This window comes from Caballeronia sp. Lep1P3, from assembly GCF_022879595.1.
Lineage (GTDB): Bacteria > Pseudomonadota > Gammaproteobacteria > Burkholderiales > Burkholderiaceae > Caballeronia.
This window is the reverse complement of record NZ_CP084265.1, coordinates 2,604,058-2,621,849: the sequence shown is the minus strand read 5'-3', so window position 1 is coordinate 2,621,849 and position 17,792 is coordinate 2,604,058. Positions and strand designations below refer to the sequence as shown.

Here is a 17,792-nt window from a genome sequence, read left to right as displayed (position 1 = left end):
GACTGAGAGGCCGCTCGTTTTTCGAGCGGCCTTTTTCATTCGATGCCCGCGATCCCGGCGATAGCCTTCACCGCCCGCTGCGTCGCATCCGCCGCGCAGCAATCCACGACGACGCGCTCCGGCATTGCTCGCAGCCACGTCAACTGCCGCTTGCACAACTGGCGCGTCGCGAACACGCCCTTGTCGCGCATGTCGTCGAAGTTCGTCGCGCCGTCGAGATACTCCCACGCCTGCCGATAGCCGACGCAGCGCATCGACGGCATCGAGAGATCGAGATCGCCGCGCGCGCGCAGGCGCTTCACTTCGTCGATGAAACCGTTGGCGAGCATCGCATCGAAGCGCGCGGCGATGCGCGCGTGCAGCACCGCGCGATCCGACGGCTCCAGCGCAATCGGCACGAAGCGATACGGCGCTTCCTCCGGCGCGACGCGCGGCGCGGCAAGCAGCGCGGACATCGGCTGGCCTGTCAGCAAGAAAATTTCGAGCGCGCGCTGAATGCGCTGCGAATCGTTGGGCGCGAGGCGCGCGGCGGTTTGCGCATCGACCGAGGCGAGGCGCGCATGCAAAGCCGGCCAGCCTTCGCGGGCGGCGTCGGCGTCGAGCGCCGCGCGCACGTCGGCGTCGGCGGAAGGCAGATCGTTCAGGCCTTGCGTGAGCGCCTTGTAGTACAGCATCGTCCCGCCGACGAGAAGCGGCACGTGACCGCGCGCTTCGATCTCGCCGACGAGCCGCAGCGCGTCCGCACGAAACTGCGCGGCGGAATACGAGTCGGCCGGATCGAGAATATCGATCAAATGATGCGGCGCGACCGCGCGTTCCTCCGCGCTCGGCTTGGCCGTGCCGATGTCCATCTCGCGATACACGAGCGCCGAATCGACGCTCACGATTTCCACCGGCCGTGCCGATTCCGCCGCGAACGCGAGCGCCGCCGCCGTCTTGCCGGACGCGGTCGGCCCCAGCAGGCAAGCTATCCGCGAAGCGCTCATTGGCCGCGCATGAAAAGGCGGTCGAGGTCCGCGAGCGTGAGCTGATACCACGTCGGGCGGCCGTGATTGCACTGATCGGCGCGCTCGGTGGCTTCCATCTGACGCAAAAGGGCGTTCATCTCGTCGAGCGTGAGGCGGCGGTTCGCGCGCACCGCGTGATGGCACGCGAGCGTGCCGAGCAGTTCATGCTGGCGTTCGGTCAGCACGCGCGAGCCGCCGTAGGCGTGCAGATCGGCGAGCACGGCGCGCGCGAGCGCCTGCAAGTCCGCGTCCTTCAGAAGCGCAGGCACCGCGCGAATCGCGATCGATGTCGGCGATAGCACCGCGAGATCGAAGCCGAGCGCGTCGAGCGTCTCGCGCTCTTCATCGACGATGCCGATCTCCACGGGCTCCGCCGGCATCGAAACCGGAATCAGCAGCGGTTGCACGGCGATCGCGCGGTCCGCGAGCGCGTGCTTGAACTGCTCGTACAGAATGCGTTCGTGCGCCGCGTGCATGTCGACGATCACGAGTCCGCGCGCGTTCTGCGCGAGCACATAAATGGCGTGAATCTGGCCGACGGCGAAGCCGAGCGGCTGCTCGTCGCTGCTGTGGCGCGTCGCGGCGTAAGCGGGCGATGGCTCATTCACCCACGCCACCGCAGGCGACGCCGCTTCCGGCTGCGTCGGCGCGGCAGCGGCTTCCTTGCGGCCGAAAAGCGCGTCGTAGAGCGCGAGCGGCTGCGCGACCGGCAGCGTGCCCTGCGTCATGCGCGACTGGCGCATCCACGACGTTCCGTTCTCGCTTTTCAGGCGCAGCGCGTCGGGCGTGCTCGCGAACGGCTTCGCACTGAACGACGCGGGGCCGTTCGCTTCGATCTGCGCCGCGTGCCCGCCCGAAGTCGTCTCCGGCGATTCGCCCGCGTGCCGCGCGAGGGCGCGTTGCACCGCGTGAAAGACGTATTGATGGATCGAGCGCGAATCGCGGAAGCGCACCTCTATCTTCGACGGATGCACGTTCACGTCCACCGACTCGGGCGGAAGATCGAGGAACAGCACATAAGCGGGATACCGGTTGCCGTGCAGCACGTCCTCGTAGGCGGCGCGCACGGCATGCGTGAGCAGCTTGTCGCGAACGAAGCGGCCATTCACGAAGAAATACTGTTGGTCGGCGCGTCCGCGGCTGGCGGTCGGCAGCCCCGCGCAACCGTAGACGGCGAGCGGCCCGGCGCGTTCGTCGAGCGGCAGATGCGCGGTTTCGAACACCTCGCCGAGAATCTTCGCGACGCGCGTTCGCGGATCGCTCGCGTTCCAGTGCTCGATGGCCTTGCCGTTGTGCATGACCGAGATGGCGACATCGGGCCGGGCGAGCGCCGTGCGGCGGATCACTTCGAGGCAATGGCCGAGTTCGGTCTGCTCGCTCTTCAGAAACTTGCGGCGCGCGGGCGTGTTGAAGTACAGCTCGCGCACTTCCATGGTCGTGCCGCAGGCGCCGGCGGCGGGCGACAGCGCGCCCGTCTGCGCGTCGATGCGCGTCGCGTGCGGGCAATCTTCGGTGCGGCTCGTGATGAAAAGCTCGGCCACCGACGCGATCGACGCGATCGCCTCGCCGCGAAAACCGAGCGTCGCGACGGCTTCGAGATCGGCGAGCGAGCGGATCTTGCTCGTCGCGTGGCGCATCAGCGCGAGCGGGAGTTCGTTGCGAGGAATGCCGCAGCCGTCGTCGGCAATCACGATGCGCTTGACCCCGCCTTCGTCGAGCGTGACGCGCAGCGTGCGCGCGCCGGCATCGAGCGCGTTCTCCAGCAATTCCTTGACGACGGAAGCGGGCCGCTCGACCACTTCGCCCGCTGCGATCTGGCTGACGAGCTGATCGGGCAGCGGGGCGATGGCGCGCGAACGGCGCGCGGCGGCGGCGGTCGAAACGCCGGCGGAGAGTTCGTTGAGATCGGCCATGAGCGAAATTATAGCCATTCGCAACGGGCGGCCCTCGGGCACGCCGCTTCCGCCATACGCGGGCGAGATGGCGTCCGGATGCGTGCTTTTTAACCGACGCAGCCGGTCACTTCGGTATCATGGCGCGACCCTTCGCTTGTTGCCGGACCGGTCCTTCGGTTGACCGGCGGCCCATTACTTCGAGGAATGCTTTTGGACACGCTGCTGCATTTTCTGGGACTCATCCTTCACATCGACAAATCGCTCGGTGACTTTATCCATGTGTACGGCGGATGGGTCTATGCCGTGCTGTTCCTGATCGTGTTCTGCGAAACCGGGCTTGTCGTGTTCCCGTTTCTGCCGGGCGATTCGCTGCTGTTTATCGGCGGCGCGTTCGCGGCCACGCACGAGATGGATCTCGGCGCGCTGATCGTGCTGCTGCTCGTCGCGGCGGTTGCGGGCAATACGGTGAATTACTGGATCGGACGCGCCATCGGCCCGAAAGTCTTCGATACCAACATTCCGGTGCTGGAACGCTTTCTCGACCGCGCCGCGCTCCAGAAGACGCATAACTTCTACGAGCGTCACGGCGGCAAGACCATCGTCATCGCGCGATTCGTGCCGGTGGTGCGGACCTTCGCGCCGTTCGTGGCGGGGGCATCTACGATGAACGCCACGCGGTTTCAACTGTTCAACGTGCTCGGCGCGGCGCTTTGGGTGCTCTTGCTCGTCCTGCTCGGCTACTTCTTCGGGAATATTCCGTTCATCCGGCAGTATCTGAATGTGATCGTGCTGGTCGGCATTGGCGCGGCCATCGTGCCGATTGCGCTTGGCGCCGTGTGGAAGATGAGCCGCCGCGGCTCGAAAGTCGGGCGGCTGTAAAACGATGCGGGGCCGGCGCGGGCGATGCCACGGAGCCGGCCCGTCACGATAAGACGTGGCTCTACGCGCGCCGGAAAAGGCGAATGATGAAGAGCAGCACGACCGCGCCGATGACCGCGGTAAGCAGCGAGCCGAGCAGTCCGCCGCCGAGCGAAATGCCGAGTGCGCCGAAGAGCCAGTTGCCGACCACGCCGCCGACGATGCCGACGAGAATGTCCACGAGCATGCCGAAGCCCGTGCCGTTCATGATGAGGCCGGCAAGCCAGCCCGCGACGCCGCCGATGATGAGACTGATGATGATTCCGTGATGCACGAGGTTCATGCGCTAACGCTCCTGAGAGTGAGGGAGTTGCAGGACCGCAGGGGGCCCCTGCTTTCGAGCGCCTCGAATTTAGCCGAAAGTGCTGTGCGAAAAATGCGCAAACTGTCAAGGATTGTGGATTCGCGCGGCGTTTTCCGAACGGCCTATGTGGACGTTGCGGGAACGTCGTGAGCAGCGTCGGCGAACGAGGACATTCGTGAAAAATTTAGAATCCCAAAGCGTCCGGTTGACTTTCGCCTAAAGTGTTCCGTTGACTCATGCGGACGATCGGGGTTCTGTAATGTCTTATGCTGGCGGATGTTCGCGCGAGCGGAAGTCGACGCGGTTTTACGCGTGCGGCTTGCGGCTCGTCGCAATTGGATTGTGTGGACTGGCTTTTGCGACGTTGCCCGGTTGCGGCATCGTCGGATGTGTCGGGACATCGCTGTATGGCGTGGGCTTCACCGTGTGCTGACGCGGCGGTGCACGCCGTAGGTAACGAATGCGTTGCAATAGATCAAGATAAAAGCATGGGAAAGTGGGTGTCGATGCACAAAGATGTCGTTGGGCCGCACACGCGGGCGGTCATCGCGAGCCTTTCGCTCGCAGCAGCAATCACGGCGGGGCTCGCGGGATGTACGTCCACTCCGCGAGAGCCCGCGCCGATCGTCGAGAACTCGATGCCTGTCGCGCCGCCCGCGGTGCAAAGCGCGCCGCGCAACGGGGCGCCGTCGCCGATGGCTTCGTCCGTCGCGTCCGCGCCTTCCGTGGCTGCGCCGGTCGAGGCGGGGTTCTATCGCGTGAAGCCGGGCGATACGCTCTTCGGCATCTCGCGGCTCTACAAGCAGAAGCCGGACGATCTGGCGAGCTGGAACAATCTGCCGCAGAGCAGGCAGGTCAACGTCGGGCAGGTGTTGCGCGTGGTGCCGCCGGGAGCGTCGGCGTCTGCGTCCACGTCGGGAGGCGCGAAGGATCTGCCGCCGCTCTTGCCGTCGCCTGGCAAGGCCGCCGCCGAAAGGCCCGTTGCCAAAATCGCCGAAGCCCCGGCGGCCACTACATCCGCGCCGGCGGGCAAAGGCACGTTCATCTGGCCCGCGAAGGGCGAGATCGTGCGCGCGTTCGGCGCGAGCGGAAGCAAGGGCATCGATATCGCCGGGAAGGCCGGTCAGCCGGTGAAGGCCGCGGCGGCGGGCAAGGTGGTGTACGCGGGCAGCGGGCTTCGGTCGTATGGGCGCATGATCATCGTGCGACACAGCAACGACTATCTGACGGCCTACGCGTATAACGACAAACTGCTCGTGCACGAAGGCGACGCCGTCAAGCAGGGCGCGACCATCGCGGATATGGGCACGGGTCCGAGCGGCTCGCCCGTGCTGCACTTCGAGGTGAGAAAGGCGGGCGCAGCCGTCGATCCGGTGCCGCTGCTCGGCTCCGGCGGCTGAGTCGCGTGAGAGAGGACAGAATGAAAAAAATCGTGATTGCCGTGTTCTTCGCGGCGTCGTTGCTTGCCGGGTGCGACCAGCAACAAAGCGGAGAAGCGATGAGCAAGCTCAGTTCCTTCTTCAATTCCGTGAAGCCGGACACGCTGCTGCTCAAGGATCTCAAGCCCGGCGTGACGACCGAAGCGCAGATTCGCAGCCAGATGGGCGAGCCCGAGACGGAGCGCACTTTCACCGATGGCTCGAAGCGGCTCGAATATCCGCGCGGGCCGGCCGGCACGAACACGTACATGGTCGATCTCGATCCCGACGGCCTCTTCGTTTCGGTGACGCAGGTGCTCACGGCGGAGAACATCGCGAAGGTTCGGCCGGGCATGACGCAGGACGAAGTGCGGCGCCTTCTCGGCAAGCCGACCACGGTCGCGGAATACCGGCTGAAGCAGGAGCGCGTCTGGAGCTGGCACTGGCTGGAGGACGGCGTCAACCGCGACGCCATGTTCAACGCGCATTTCGGTCCGGACGGCACCGTGGTGACGACGTCGCGCTCCGAGGCGGAAGGCGGCGGGCGGCATTGAGCGCAGGACGCACGAGGCGTTGATGCAATGAGCGACAGAAACATCGGCAAAAGGCAGCGCGCGTTGATGGACGAAGCCACGCGATACCGCGAGCGGGCATCGGTGATAGCCCCCGGCGACGCGCCCCTGCGCTGGGAGTGCAGCCGCGGTCATCGTTGGGACGATGCGCTCGATCGCGCGCAAAACATTCGCTGCATGAACTGCGCGACGCAGCGGCGCGAGACCGAAACCAATCGGGCGCGCGTGATCGCGGACGTGCGCGGCGGCGCGCTCGTCTCGCCGGCTTATGTCGACGCCGCCGCGCCGCTCACCTGGCGATGCGCTCACGACCACATCTGGGACGCCACCGTGGATGCCGCCGAGCGCCACTGGTGCGCCGAATGCGCGCGGACGGTTTTCGCGCGCTATCGCTGACGCATCGCGCGGGAAAGCGGCGCTCGCGCGGAAAAAGAAAAAGAAAAAGCCGGCGATTGCCGGCTTTTGAGCTTCGTTGTCGGGGCGAGGGTTTATCCGTCTCCTACTCGCCGGGACGTTGGCAAAGAAGCGCGTTCACGCTTTTTTCTTTACCCACGGCTCGGTCGAGTGCCGCCCATCTTGTTTGTGATCTCTCGTTCGCGCGTGCTGCCGTTCCCCCGTGCGCAGATGAAGTATCTGCTCGTGCGTATTCGTCTGAATGTACGGTGGCCGACATTTTTGTGATTGTTCGGTTTGCGACGAGGAGATTCGACGAGCGGAAAAGGAAAAAGCCGCTGTCCTTTTGGAACAGCGGCTTTTTCTTCAAGCTGGTGGCGAATCAGGGATTCGAACCCCGGACCTGCGGATTATGATTCCGTCGCTCTAACCGACTGAGCTAATTCGCCGAAAGAAGCGAAATTATGGCGATGCCGTGAACGTCTGTCAACCCCTCGCGCGCAATTTTCATCGCGCGCGAGCCGGCATCAATCCTCGTGGTACACGTTCGACTTGCGCGTGTCCTTCACGAACAGCATGCCGATCACGAACGTCGCGAGCGCAATCACGATCGGATACCACAGCCCCGAGTAGATATCGCCGCGCGCCGCGACGATCGCAAAGGCCGTCGCCGGCAGAAAGCCGCCGAACCAGCCGTTGCCGATGTGATACGGCAGCGACATCGACGTATAGCGAATCCGCGCCGGGAACATTTCCACCAGCATCGCGGCAATCGGGCCGTAGACCATCGTCACGAAGATGACGAGGATCGTCAGAATCACGATCGCCATCGGCCAGTTGATGAGCGCCGGGTCCGCCTTCGCGGGATAGCCCGCGCTCTTGAGCGTGCCGGCGAGCGTCTTGTCGAACGCCGCGCCTCGCGCCTTCGCATCGGCCGCCTTGCCGTTGTAGGTGTTCACGACCGTCTCGCCGACCTTGATCTGCGCGAGCGTGCCGGCCGGCGCCGCCACGTTCTCGTAGTTGAGGCCGGCCTTCGACAGCGCGCTCTTCGCAATATCGCACGACGACGTGAACTTCGACGTGCCCACCGGATTGAACTGGAACGAGCACTCGTCCGGATTCGCAATCACGACGATCGGTGACTTCTGCGTGGCGGCTTCGAGCGTCGGATTCGTGTAGTGCGCGAGCGCCTTGAAGAGCGGGAAGAAACTGAGCGCCGCGATGAGACAGCCCGCCATGATGATCGGCTTGCGTCCGATGCGATCCGACAGCGAACCGAAGAACACGAAGAACGGCGTGCCGATCAGAAGCGCCACGGCCACCATGATGTTCGCGCTGGTGCCATCCACCTTGAGCGTCTGCGTGAGGAAGAAGAGCGAGTAGAACTGGCCCGTGTACCACACGACCGCCTGGCCCGCCGTCAGGCCGAAGAGCGCGAGCAGCACGATCTTCAGGTTCTTCCACTGGCCGAACGCTTCGGTCAGCGGCGCTTTCGAGGTCTTGCCCTCCGCCTTGATGCGCTCGAACACCGGCGACTCGTGCAGTTTCATGCGAATCCACACGGACACGGCGAGCAGCAGAATCGACACGAGGAACGGCACGCGCCACGCCCACGCGCCGAACTGCTCTTCGCCCGTCATCGTGCGGACGACCAGAATCACGATGAGCGAGATGAAGAGGCCGAGCGTCGCGGTGGTCTGGATCCACGCGGTCCACGCGCCGCGCTTGTTCGCCGGCGCGTGTTCCGCGACGTAGGTCGCGGCGCCGCCGTACTCGCCGCCGAGCGCGAGGCCCTGCAGCAGCCGCATCGCGATGAAGATGATCGGCGCGGCGATGCCTATCGTCGCGTAGCCGGGCAGAAATCCGATCAGAAACGTCGAAAGGCCCATGATGACGATCGTCACGAGGAACGTGTACTTGCGCCCGACCATGTCGCCGAGCCGCCCGAACACGATCGCGCCGAACGGACGCACCGCGAAGCCCGCCGCGAAGCCGAGCAGCGTGAAGATGAAGCCCGCGGTCGGGTTCACGCCCGAGAAGAACGTCTTGCTGATGTAGATGGCGAGCGAGCCCGCCAGATAGAAGTCGTACCACTCGAACACCGTGCCGAGCGACGAGGCGAAGATGACCTTCCGCTCCTCGTTCGTCATCGGCGCGTGGGAAATGCGCCCTTCGACCGTAGCCATGAATCGTCTCCTGTGGCGGCCGCATTCGGGGCTTCGCTGCCCCGATGCGATCCATGCAAGCTGGTTGCCGTGTTTATGCGTCTTGATGTCGACTTCATCGGGCCGCACGGAGCAGCGCCGGTGCACCGATTATTGGAACGAAAACTTACGGCGTTCTGACTCGGCACCATTTCGCGCGGAGCATCGCTGGCGACTGCCGAAAGCGCCAATGCGCCGGGTACGTCGGCTAAAGAGGATTCATTTGCAACGAAACACCGGCGTTCGCGGTTGGCGGCCGATGCCCGCGAACGTGTGCGCTCAGGGTTTGTCCCGGGCAGGAAAAACCCGCTGCAGGCTCACGCGCACCAGCGTTCCCGCGAGGCGCGGCGATTCCTGATAGACGTGATCGTCGATGGCGAGCGTGCCGCCGTGCATCGTCGCAATCTCCTTGACGATGGCGAGGCCCAGCCCGCTGCCGTCGCCTTCGCGCCCGAGAATGCGATAGAACCGCTCGACGACGCGCTCGCGTTCCGCAGGCGGAATGCCGAAGCCGGTGTCTTCCACTTCGAGATGCACGCGATCGAGGTCGTTGTCGTCGGTCCGAACCCGCACGGTGATGCGCCCGCCCGCCGGCGTGTAGCGGATCGCGTTGTCGATCAGATTCGAGAGCAGTTCGCGCAGCATCACCACATTGCCTTCGACCTCGACCGGAAACGGCGGCTCCTCGTAGCCGATGTCCATGCGCTTCGCAAGCGCCGCCTGCACCCAGTCGCGCACGGCGAGGCGCGCGAGCGAAGTCAGTTCGACGCGCGAAAAGATTTGTCCCGCCGCGCGGTTCTCGGCGCGGGCAAGCGCGAGCAATTGCGTGACGAGCCGTGCCGCGTGCTCGGAACTCGTCGCGATCTGTTCGAGCGAGCGCTGCACTTCGGCCGACACGTCCTGCCGCAGTGCGAGTTCCGCCTGCATGCGCAGCCCGGCGAGCGGCGTTTTCATCTGATGCGCGGCATCGGCGATAAAGCGTTTCTGGAACTCCATGTTCTGCTCGAGCCGCGTGAGCAGATCGTTGAACGACGCGACGAGCGGCGCGATTTCCGGCGGCGCGCGGCCGGCTTCGAGCGGCGAGAGATCGTCGGGGCGGCGCGAGCGGATATTCGCCTGGAGCGCGTGCAGCGGCGCGAGCCCGCGCGACAGCCCGAACCACACGAGGACGATCGCGAGCGGCAGAATCACGAACTGCGGAAGAATCACGCCCTTGATGATGTCGTTGGCGAGCTGGCTGCGCTTGTCGAGCGTCTCGGCCACCTGCACGAGCACGGGCTGCGCGCTTTCAGGGTCGCGGCCCGGCGCGAGGCCCGGCAGATCGACGGTCGTGTACGCGACGCGAATGTCGTTGCCGCGCAGCACGTCGTCGCGAAATTCGACGATGCCCGGCTGCGGCCGGTCGTCCTCGTGCGGCAAGGGCATGTCGCGGTCTCCGCCGACCAGTTCGCCGCGCGTGCCGAGCACCTGGAAGAACACGCTGTCCACGTTGTCGGCGCGCAGGAAATCGCGGGTCGCGCCGGGCAGCCGCAGTTCCGCGACGCCGCCCGCCGGCTGAATCTGACGCGCGATCACGTAGGCGTCGGCTTCGAGGGCGCGGTCGAACGGCCCGTTTGCGATCGATTTGGCGACGAGATACGTCACCGCGATGCTCATCGGCCAGAGCAGCAGAAGCGGCGCGAGCATCCAGTCGAGAATCTCGCCGAAGAGCGAGCGAGGGTGCGCCGCGCCTTCCGGCTCGAGTTCGTCGGGCGGCGCGAACGGATTCGCGTAGCGGGCGTCGCGCAGGGCGTCGGAGTCGGCGGCGCTGGCGCTTGCTGGCGACTCGCGCGGTGCCTCGTCTGCGCGCTCGGTGGATACAGGCGACGCCATGCGCGCCCCGGCTTCAGTGATGGCCCGGCGGCATCGGCGCGCTGGCGGACGCCCCGGCCAAGCCCGATGCGCCGTTCGACGCCTTTTCCAGCGTGTAACCGAGTCCGCGCACGGTGATGATCCGCGCGCCGCTCGGCTCGATCTTCTTGCGCAGCCGGTGCACGTAGACTTCGATCGCGTTGTTGCTGACTTCCTCGCCCCACTCGCATAGATGGTTGACGAGCTGCTCCTTCGACACGAGCCGGCCGGTGCGCTGCAGCAGCACTTCGAGCACACCGACTTCACGCGCCGACAGGTCGATCACCTGATCGCCGATATGCGCGATGCGCCCGACCTGATCGAACGCGAGCGAGCCGTGCTTCACGACCGTCGGCCCGCCGCCCGCGCCGCGCCGCGTGAGCGCGCGCACGCGCGCCTCGAGTTCGTTCAGGGCGAAGGGTTTGGCCATGTAGTCGTCCGCGCCGAGATCGAGGCCTTTCACGCGCTCGTCGACGCTGTCGGCGGCGGTCAGGATCAGCACCGGCATCGGCGAATTGCGCGCGCGCAGGCGGCGCAGCACTTCGAGGCCGGTCATCATCGGCAGGCCGAGATCGAGAATGAGCAGGTCGAACGTTTGCAGGGAAAGGGCGGTGTCCGCCTCGACGCCGTGCTTCACATGGTCGACGGCGTATCCCGATTGGCGGAGTGATCGGACGAGGCCGTCCGCGAGTATGCTGTCGTCTTCGGCAATGAGGATTCGCATCGTCGTATGCGCCTGATGCGCGGCGCGCATCGCATTGCCGGCACCGCATCGCCCGGCGCGGCGGTCTCCAGTGTTCGTGGTTTTTGCGCGGTTCGCGCGACGTGGAAAAAACCACGCTCGCGTGATCGGGCTTGCAAAAACTACTGTTTTTTTATACAGTGTCTGCATCTTTGCGAAAAGCGGCTAATCCGCCGTTACAGCGCCTTTTACGGGCGCGCCAAAGCCTTTTCGCACAAGCCTCAGACGCCGTTCATCATAGCAAAGGACGATTCATGGAAGAAAGCAAGAAAGGCCCGGCTGGAATGACTGCGGAAAAGAGCAAGGCCCTGGCCGCCGCGCTCTCGCAGATCGAAAAGCAATTCGGCAAAGGGTCGATCATGCGGCTCGGCGCGGGTGAGGCGGTCGAAGACATTCAGGTTGTGTCCACCGGTTCGCTCGGGCTGGATATCGCGCTCGGCGTGGGCGGCTTGCCGCGCGGCCGTGTCGTGGAAATCTACGGTCCGGAATCGTCGGGCAAGACCACGCTCACGCTGCAAGTGATCGCCGAAATGCAAAAGCTCGGCGGCACGGCGGCGTTCATCGACGCGGAACACGCGCTCGACGTGCAATACGCAGCCAAGCTCGGCGTGAACATTCCGGAACTGCTGATCTCGCAGCCGGACACGGGCGAGCAGGCGCTGGAAATCACGGACGCGCTGGTGCGCTCCGGCTCCATCGACATGATCGTCATCGACTCGGTGGCGGCGCTCGTGCCGAAGGCGGAAATCGAAGGCGAAATGGGCGACTCGCTGCCCGGTTTGCAGGCGCGTCTGATGTCGCAGGCGCTGCGCAAGCTCACCGGCTCCATCAAGCGCACGAACTGCCTTGTCATCTTCATCAACCAGATTCGCATGAAGATCGGCGTGATGTTCGGCAACCCGGAAACCACCACGGGCGGCAACGCGCTGAAGTTCTACTCGTCGGTGCGTCTGGACATTCGCCGTATCGGTTCCATCAAGAAGAACGACGAAGTCATCGGCAACGAAACGCGCGTGAAGGTCGTGAAGAACAAGGTCTCGCCGCCGTTCCGCGAAGCTATCTTCGACATTCTGTACGGCGAGGGCATTTCGCGTCAGGGCGAGATCATCGATCTGGGCGTGCAGGCCAAGCTCGTCGACAAGGCAGGCGCCTGGTACAGCTATAACGGCGATCGCATCGGTCAGGGCAAGGACAACGCGCGTGAATTCCTGCGCGAAAATCCGGACATCGCGCGCGAGATCGAGAACAAGATCCGCGAATCGCTCGGTGTGGCGGCGCTGGCGGATGGCGTAGCCACGGGCGCAGCAGTGGCGGGCGACGAATAAGCGTCCCGCCGCACGGTCGATGTTCAAGCGCCGGTCCGGGTCGAACGCTCGCAACGCCGAATCCAGGCGCAGCCGTTCTGAGCGTTCGGACGGCGCGCTGACCGGCGGTGAAGACGCTGTGGGTGCTGCCCGCAGCGTCGGGTTTTCAGATGAAGCCGCGGAGTCCGTCGACCGCTACGAGCGAAGCAGCGAACGCCGAGCGGCATCGTCGAAAAAACCGCGCTCGTCCACGCGCAGCGACAAGTCACGCGCCGACGCAGAGTCATCCGCGTCGGCGCGTGGCGCTTTCGACGCGCGTCGCGAGTCTCTTCGAGAGACTCCCCAAGAGACACCGCCACATGCGGCGAACGAGCGCGATCAACGCGACGAGAGCGAGCGAAGCGCGACCGCGCCGGAAGCGGAAACACCGCGCCGGGCGGCGAAGCATTCCGTCGCTGTTGAGGATGCAGAACAACTCGCAGCCGACGCTCATCGCCCTCAGCGCGCTGCCGAACTGGATCGCGCTGAACGCCTTGCCCAAGCACGCTCACTGATGGGGCGCACAACGGCGCCTGGCGTCCAGAAAGAGCCGGCATCGCTGAAGGCGTCCGAGGCGAGCTACGCGAACGCGGGCATCGATTCCTTCCCGGACCCCTTCGAAGACGCCGACCCGTTCGAGCCCTTCGAGCAATGCGCTCCGGCCGCTGCGCCCGAGCCGGAACCCGACACGGTCTATAGCCGATCGACGCAACGTCAGCGCAAGCCATCGGATGCCAACAACGCGAGACGCCCTCAACGTTCGCTAAAAGGCCGAGCGCTCGCCTATCTCTCACGCCGCGAACACAGCCGGGCGGAGCTGTCCCGGAAGCTGCGCCCCTACGTCCAGGAAGCCGATTCGCTCGAAACCGTCCTCGACAGTCTCGAACGCGACGGCTGGCTGTCCAATGAACGCTTCGTGGAAAGCGTGGTGCATCGGCGAGCGAGTCGCATGGGCGGCAGCCGGATCATCAGCGAACTGAAGCGGCACGCAGTCGGCGAGGCGCTCATCGGCGAGACGGCAGACAAGCTCGCGCAGACGGAGACCGCTCGCGCGAAGGCAGTCTGGGAAAAGAAATACGGCGTTGCGCCCGAAACGCCCGCCGAGCGGGCCAAGCAGGCGCGCTTTCTGGCGGCGCGCGGGTTTTCGAGCGGCACCATCGGCAAAATTTTGAAGGGCGGCGAGGAAGACTGGGCCGACGAGTTCGTCGACGATTGAGGGTGGCAAGCGCAAGCGCGAACCGCGCTCCATCGCGCGCAGCCATTCGTCAGGCACATGCAAGGCCGGAAATACTCGCTATGCTAAAATTCAACGGTTTTCCCCGTTCCGGCTTCGCTCCAATGCCTCTCTCACCGCCCGTTTCCCGCCAGTTGCGCCATCGTCGCGCGATTCGCCTGGAAGCGTTCGAGCGGGAGGACGGTCTCTGGGACATCGAAGCCTGCCTAACCGATGAGAAGCCCCGCGACTTTCCCCTCGCGGCGGGCGTCCGGCCGAAAGGCCTGCCGATCCATGAACTCTGGCTGCGCATCACCATCGACCGCAAGCTCACCATCGTCGACGCCGAGGCATCGTCGGAGTGGGCGCCTTATGCGGCGCTGTGCGCCGAGTCGAATTCCGCGTATCGCTCCCTCATCGGACTCAGTCTGCTCCAGAATTTTCGTCGCGAAGCCGGTGCGCGCCTGCGCGGAACGGCTGCGTGCACCCATCTCACCGAGTTGTGCGCCGTGTTGCCGACCGTCGCGATCCAGGCGTTTTCCGGCGAAGTATGGTCCATCGAGAACGGCAGTCCGTTCCAGCGGGGCGACGCATCGGGGCGCGAAGCGTCGGGTCAACCGCAGCCGCCGTTTCAGCTTGGCCGCTGCCACGCGTTGCGGTTCGACGGTCCGGCTGTGCGCGAATACTATCCGCGCTGGTTCGGCTACGAGCCGTCCCGGGCCGAGCGTTCGCAAGCCGCAACGCCAGATGCGCCAGATGCGCCCGACACATGAGCCGCTGATCGTCGGCAGGCAGTTGAGCGCCTCGCAGTCCAACACGAATCTAAAGAATTGGCGGTTCAGGCAATTCGAAATCGAAGTTCACTCCAACTCTCAGACTGAAGGAATCACGCATGAAGATTCACGAGTACCAGGGTAAGGAAATCCTGCGGAAATTCGGCGTCGCGGTCCCGCGCGGCAAACCCGTGTTCTCGGTGGATGATGCGGTCAAGGCCGCGGAAGAGCTGGGCGGCCCGGTTTGGGTCGTCAAGGCGCAAATTCACGCGGGCGGTCGCGGCAAGGGCGGCGGCGTGAAGGTCGCGAAGTCGATCGAGCAGGTCCGCGAGTACGCGAACCAGATCCTCGGCATGCAGCTCGTCACGCACCAGACCGGTCCGGAAGGCCAGAAGGTCAATCGCCTGCTGATCGAAGAAGGCGCGGACATCAAGAAGGAACTGTATGTCGGCCTCGTGCTGGATCGCGTCTCACAGAAGATCGTCGTGATGGCGTCGAGCGAAGGCGGCATGGACATCGAAGAAGTCGCGGAAAAGACGCCCGATCTGCTGCACAAGTTCGCCGTCGAGCCGTCGACCGGTCTGCAGGACAAGGACGCCGACGACCTCGCACGCAAGATCGGCATTCCGGACGCATCGATCCCGCAAGCACGCGCGATCCTGCAAGGTCTCTACAAGGCGTTCTACGAGACGGACGCATCGCTCGCCGAAATCAACCCGCTGATCGTGACCGGCGACGGCAAGGTGATCGCGCTCGACGCCAAGTTCAACTTCGACGCCAACGCGCTCTTCCGCCATCCGGAAATCGTCGCGTATCGCGATCTGGACGAAGAAGACCCGGCTGAAGTCGAAGCGTCGAAGTTCGATCTCGCGTACATCTCGCTCGACGGCAACATCGGCTGTCTCGTGAACGGCGCGGGCCTCGCGATGGCCACGATGGACACCATCAAGCTCTTCGGCGGCGAACCGGCGAACTTCCTCGACGTCGGCGGCGGCGCGACCACCGAGAAGGTCACGGAAGCCTTCAAGCTGATGCTGAAGAACCCGAACCTGAAGGCGATTCTCGTCAACATCTTCGGCGGCATCATGCGTTGCGACGTGATCGCCGAAGGCGTGATCGCGGCGTCGAAGGCAGTGGATCTGAAGGTGCCGCTCGTCGTGCGCATGAAGGGCACGAACGAAGACCTCGGCAAGAAGATGCTGGCGGATTCGGGTCTGCCGATCATCTCGGCCGACAGCATGGAAGAAGCCGCGCAGAAGGTCGTCGCGGCAGCCGAAGGCAAGTAAGCGCGTTCGCGTGCCTGCCTAAGAGAGCGTTCCACCAGATACGAATGGCGGCGCCGGGCATACGCCTGAGCGACGCCAAACGAACAGAGGTCACTACATGTCGATTCTGATCAACAAAGACACGAAGGTCATCACGCAGGGCATCACCGGCAAGACCGGCCAGTTTCACACGCGCGCTTGCCGCGAATACGCGAACGGCCGCGAAGCGTTCGTCGCGGGCGTGAACCCGAAGAAGGCCGGCGAAGACTTCGAAGGCATTCCGATCTACGCATCCGTCAAGGAAGCGAAGGCCGAAACCGGCGCGACCGTTTCGGTCATCTACGTGCCGCCCGCGGGCGCCGCTGCTGCGATCTGGGAAGCCGTCGAAGCCGACCTCGATCTCGCCATCTGCATCACCGAAGGCATTCCGGTTCGCGACATGCTCGAAATCAAGGACCGCATGCGCCGCGAAAACCGCAAGACGCTGCTGCTCGGACCGAACTGCCCCGGCACGATCACGCCGGACGAGCTGAAGATCGGCATCATGCCGGGTCACATTCACCGCAAGGGCCGCATCGGCGTCGTGTCGCGTTCGGGCACGCTGACGTACGAAGCGGTCGGCCAATTGACGGCGCTCGGCCTCGGCCAGTCGTCGGCGGTGGGTATCGGCGGCGATCCGATCAACGGTCTCAAGCACATCGACGTCATGAAGATGTTCAACGACGATCCGGAAACGGACGCCGTCATCATGATCGGCGAGATCGGCGGTCCGGACGAAGCGAACGCCGCTTACTGGATCAAGGACAACATGAAGAAGCCGGTCGTCGGCTTCATCGCGGGCGTGACGGCGCCCCCGGGCAAGCGCATGGGCCACGCAGGCGCGCTGATCTCGGGCGGTGCGGACACGGCGGACGCCAAGCTCGAAATCATGGACGCGTGCGGCATCAAGGTCACGAAGAATCCGTCCGAAATGGGCCGCCTGCTGAAGTCGGTGATCTAAGAGCCGGAAGCAGTCAGGCACGAAACGTCAGGGTTTGGTACGCTTACCGAATCCTTTCGTAACAGGCCGAATGAAAGCGAGGGAGCGCAGGCTTCCTCGCTTTTTTTGTTTTCCGCACATGCTCGATTTTTTCTCGACGCTCCACTGGAGCGCGGTCGTCCAGATCATCGTCATCGACATCTTGCTGGGCGGCGACAACGCCGTCGTGATTGCGCTTGCGTGCCGCGATCTTCCCGCTACGCAGCGCACGCGCGGCATCGTGTTCGGCACCCTCGGCGCGATACTGCTGCGCGTCGTGCTGATCGCGTTCGCCGTGTTCCTGCTGGACGTGCCGTTCCTCAAGTTCCTGGGCGGCCTGCTGCTGCTGTGGATCGGCGTGAAGCTGATGCAGCCCGGCCAGGACGCGCACGAGATCAGTTCTTCCGACAAGCTCTGGGCGGCGGTGAAGACGATCATCGTCGCGGATGCAGTCATGAGCCTCGATAACGTCATCGCGATCGCGGGTGCAGCCGAGGCTGCCGATCCGAGGCATCGCCTGACGCTCGTCGTGTTCGGGCTTCTGGTGAGCATTCCGCTGATCGTGTGGGGCAGCACGCTGGTGCTGAAGCTCCTTGACCGCTTCCCGGCCGTCGTGTTGCTGGGCGCGGGGCTGCTCGGATGGATCGCGGGGGGCCTCATCATCGACGATCCGTTCATCGACCGCTGGCCGTCCCTCAATACGGACGCGGCGGGCTACGCGGCGCGCGTGGCCGGCGCGGGCTTCGTGATAGTGATCGGCTGGCTGATGAAACGCCGCGCGCTCGCGGTCGCCAGGCGCGCCACCGGCTGACATGCCCGCGTTTCGCGCCTAGGCCG

General features: G+C 64.8%; 17 protein-coding genes and 1 tRNA gene. 11 read left to right on the top strand and 7 right to left on the bottom strand.

Annotated elements, in window-relative coordinates:
* Positions 1 to 35 precede the first annotated feature (35 nt).
* Positions 36 to 986, bottom strand: a complete 951-nt coding sequence (miaA, locus tag LDZ27_RS12270) for a tRNA (adenosine(37)-N6)-dimethylallyltransferase MiaA (RefSeq protein ID WP_244814344.1) — start codon at positions 984 to 986, stop codon at positions 36 to 38.
* Positions 983 to 2,920: a DNA mismatch repair endonuclease MutL gene (gene mutL / locus LDZ27_RS12265; RefSeq protein ID WP_244814343.1), complete on the bottom strand. Its 1,938-nt coding sequence runs from the start codon at positions 2,918 to 2,920 to the stop codon at positions 983 to 985. Before mutL ends, miaA begins: the two co-directional genes overlap by 4 nt.
* 192 nt (positions 2,921 to 3,112) lie before the next feature.
* Between mutL and LDZ27_RS12260 the strand changes: the two genes are divergently transcribed.
* Positions 3,113 to 3,781: a VTT domain-containing protein gene (locus LDZ27_RS12260; protein WP_244814342.1), complete on the top strand. Its 669-nt coding sequence runs from the start codon at positions 3,113 to 3,115 to the stop codon at positions 3,779 to 3,781.
* A 61-nt stretch (positions 3,782 to 3,842) separates the two neighbouring features.
* On the opposite strand, the gene LDZ27_RS12255 is transcribed toward LDZ27_RS12260, so the two are convergent.
* Entirely contained in the window at positions 3,843 to 4,094 is a 252-nt protein-coding gene (locus tag LDZ27_RS12255; RefSeq protein WP_244816136.1) for a GlsB/YeaQ/YmgE family stress response membrane protein, read from the bottom strand.
* Positions 4,095 to 4,630: 536 nt separating this feature from the next.
* Between LDZ27_RS12255 and LDZ27_RS12250 the strand changes: the two genes are divergently transcribed.
* The 3 genes from LDZ27_RS12250 to LDZ27_RS12240 are packed head-to-tail and all read left to right on the top strand — an operon-like array spanning position 4,631 to position 6,510.
* Positions 4,631 to 5,524 carry a peptidoglycan DD-metalloendopeptidase family protein gene (locus LDZ27_RS12250; RefSeq protein WP_244816135.1) on the top strand — a complete coding sequence of 298 codons (894 nt, stop codon included), beginning with the start codon at positions 4,631 to 4,633 and terminating at the stop codon, positions 5,522 to 5,524.
* A 20-nt stretch (positions 5,525 to 5,544) separates the two neighbouring features.
* On the top strand, positions 5,545 to 6,096 hold the full coding sequence (bamE, locus tag LDZ27_RS12245) for an outer membrane protein assembly factor BamE (RefSeq protein WP_244814341.1): 552 nt from the start codon (positions 5,545 to 5,547) through the stop codon (positions 6,094 to 6,096).
* A 27-nt stretch (positions 6,097 to 6,123) separates the two neighbouring features.
* Positions 6,124 to 6,510, top strand: coding sequence for a hypothetical protein (locus tag LDZ27_RS12240; RefSeq protein ID WP_244814340.1), 387 nt, complete (start codon positions 6,124 to 6,126; stop codon positions 6,508 to 6,510).
* Between the two features lie 369 nt (positions 6,511 to 6,879).
* Here LDZ27_RS12240 and LDZ27_RS12235 read toward each other — a convergent pair.
* The 4 genes from LDZ27_RS12235 to LDZ27_RS12220 form a co-directional block, all read right to left on the bottom strand.
* Positions 6,880 to 6,956, bottom strand: a tRNA-Met gene (locus tag LDZ27_RS12235).
* Positions 6,957 to 7,034: 78 nt separating this feature from the next.
* Positions 7,035 to 8,693 (bottom strand): MFS transporter, encoded by a 1,659-nt coding sequence (locus LDZ27_RS12230; RefSeq protein ID WP_244814339.1) that lies wholly within the window; start codon positions 8,691 to 8,693, stop codon positions 7,035 to 7,037.
* A 297-nt stretch (positions 8,694 to 8,990) separates the two neighbouring features.
* Positions 8,991 to 10,583, bottom strand: a complete 1,593-nt coding sequence (locus tag LDZ27_RS12225) for a sensor histidine kinase (RefSeq protein ID WP_244814338.1) — start codon at positions 10,581 to 10,583, stop codon at positions 8,991 to 8,993.
* Positions 10,584 to 10,596: 13 nt separating this feature from the next.
* Positions 10,597 to 11,325, bottom strand: coding sequence for a response regulator transcription factor (locus LDZ27_RS12220; protein WP_244814337.1), 729 nt, complete (start codon positions 11,323 to 11,325; stop codon positions 10,597 to 10,599).
* A 6-nt stretch (positions 11,326 to 11,331) separates the two neighbouring features.
* Between LDZ27_RS12220 and LDZ27_RS12215 the strand changes: the two genes are divergently transcribed.
* From LDZ27_RS12215 to LDZ27_RS12185, 7 genes are all read left to right on the top strand, one after another.
* The gene (locus tag LDZ27_RS12215; RefSeq protein WP_244814336.1) at positions 11,332 to 11,631 is read left to right on the top strand and encodes a hypothetical protein; all 300 of its coding nucleotides are present in this window, start codon (positions 11,332 to 11,334) and stop codon (positions 11,629 to 11,631) included.
* Entirely contained in the window at positions 11,598 to 12,668 is a 1,071-nt protein-coding gene (gene recA / locus LDZ27_RS12210) for a recombinase RecA (protein WP_244814335.1), read from the top strand. The genes LDZ27_RS12215 and recA overlap by 34 nt, the downstream gene beginning before the upstream one ends.
* 19 nt (positions 12,669 to 12,687) lie before the next feature.
* Entirely contained in the window at positions 12,688 to 13,902 is a 1,215-nt protein-coding gene (gene recX, locus LDZ27_RS29020) for a recombination regulator RecX (protein ID WP_370653311.1), read from the top strand.
* A gap of 122 nt (positions 13,903 to 14,024) precedes the next feature.
* Entirely contained in the window at positions 14,025 to 14,672 is a 648-nt protein-coding gene (locus LDZ27_RS12200; RefSeq protein ID WP_244814334.1) for a DUF2889 domain-containing protein, read from the top strand.
* 119 nt (positions 14,673 to 14,791) lie between these two features.
* Positions 14,792 to 15,958 carry an ADP-forming succinate--CoA ligase subunit beta gene (sucC, locus tag LDZ27_RS12195; protein ID WP_244814333.1) on the top strand — a complete coding sequence of 389 codons (1,167 nt, stop codon included), beginning with the start codon at positions 14,792 to 14,794 and terminating at the stop codon, positions 15,956 to 15,958.
* A 97-nt stretch (positions 15,959 to 16,055) separates the two neighbouring features.
* Positions 16,056 to 16,937 carry a succinate--CoA ligase subunit alpha gene (gene sucD, locus LDZ27_RS12190; protein ID WP_244814332.1) on the top strand — a complete coding sequence of 294 codons (882 nt, stop codon included), beginning with the start codon at positions 16,056 to 16,058 and terminating at the stop codon, positions 16,935 to 16,937.
* Between the two features lie 118 nt (positions 16,938 to 17,055).
* Positions 17,056 to 17,766 carry a TerC family protein gene (locus LDZ27_RS12185; RefSeq protein WP_244814331.1) on the top strand — a complete coding sequence of 237 codons (711 nt, stop codon included), beginning with the start codon at positions 17,056 to 17,058 and terminating at the stop codon, positions 17,764 to 17,766.
* Positions 17,767 to 17,792 lie beyond the last annotated feature (26 nt).

Bases quoted from the DNA above. Each gene is read 5' to 3' on its own strand.
- LDZ27_RS12185 (WP_244814331.1), top strand. From the start codon at position 17,056: ATGCTCGATTTTTTCTCGACGCTCCACTGGAGCGCGGTCGTCCAGATC.
- LDZ27_RS12215 (WP_244814336.1), top strand. From the start codon at position 11,332: ATGCGCCTGATGCGCGGCGCGCATCGCATTGCCGGCACCGCATCGCCC.
- sucC (WP_244814333.1), top strand. From the start codon at position 14,792: ATGAAGATTCACGAGTACCAGGGTAAGGAAATCCTGCGGAAATTCGGC.
- recA (WP_244814335.1), top strand. From the start codon at position 11,598: ATGGAAGAAAGCAAGAAAGGCCCGGCTGGAATGACTGCGGAAAAGAGC.
- LDZ27_RS12225 (WP_244814338.1), bottom strand. From the start codon at position 10,583: ATGGCGTCGCCTGTATCCACCGAGCGCGCAGACGAGGCACCGCGCGAG.
- miaA (WP_244814344.1), bottom strand. From the start codon at position 986: ATGAGCGCTTCGCGGATAGCTTGCCTGCTGGGGCCGACCGCGTCCGGC.
- LDZ27_RS12220 (WP_244814337.1), bottom strand. From the start codon at position 11,325: ATGCGAATCCTCATTGCCGAAGACGACAGCATACTCGCGGACGGCCTC.
- LDZ27_RS12240 (WP_244814340.1), top strand. From the start codon at position 6,124: ATGAGCGACAGAAACATCGGCAAAAGGCAGCGCGCGTTGATGGACGAA.
- LDZ27_RS12200 (WP_244814334.1), top strand. From the start codon at position 14,025: ATGCCTCTCTCACCGCCCGTTTCCCGCCAGTTGCGCCATCGTCGCGCG.
- mutL (WP_244814343.1), bottom strand. From the start codon at position 2,920: ATGGCCGATCTCAACGAACTCTCCGCCGGCGTTTCGACCGCCGCCGCC.
- LDZ27_RS12230 (WP_244814339.1), bottom strand. From the start codon at position 8,693: ATGGCTACGGTCGAAGGGCGCATTTCCCACGCGCCGATGACGAACGAG.
- bamE (WP_244814341.1), top strand. From the start codon at position 5,545: ATGAAAAAAATCGTGATTGCCGTGTTCTTCGCGGCGTCGTTGCTTGCC.
- recX (WP_370653311.1), top strand. From the start codon at position 12,688: ATGTTCAAGCGCCGGTCCGGGTCGAACGCTCGCAACGCCGAATCCAGG.
- LDZ27_RS12250 (WP_244816135.1), top strand. From the start codon at position 4,631: ATGCACAAAGATGTCGTTGGGCCGCACACGCGGGCGGTCATCGCGAGC.
- sucD (WP_244814332.1), top strand. From the start codon at position 16,056: ATGTCGATTCTGATCAACAAAGACACGAAGGTCATCACGCAGGGCATC.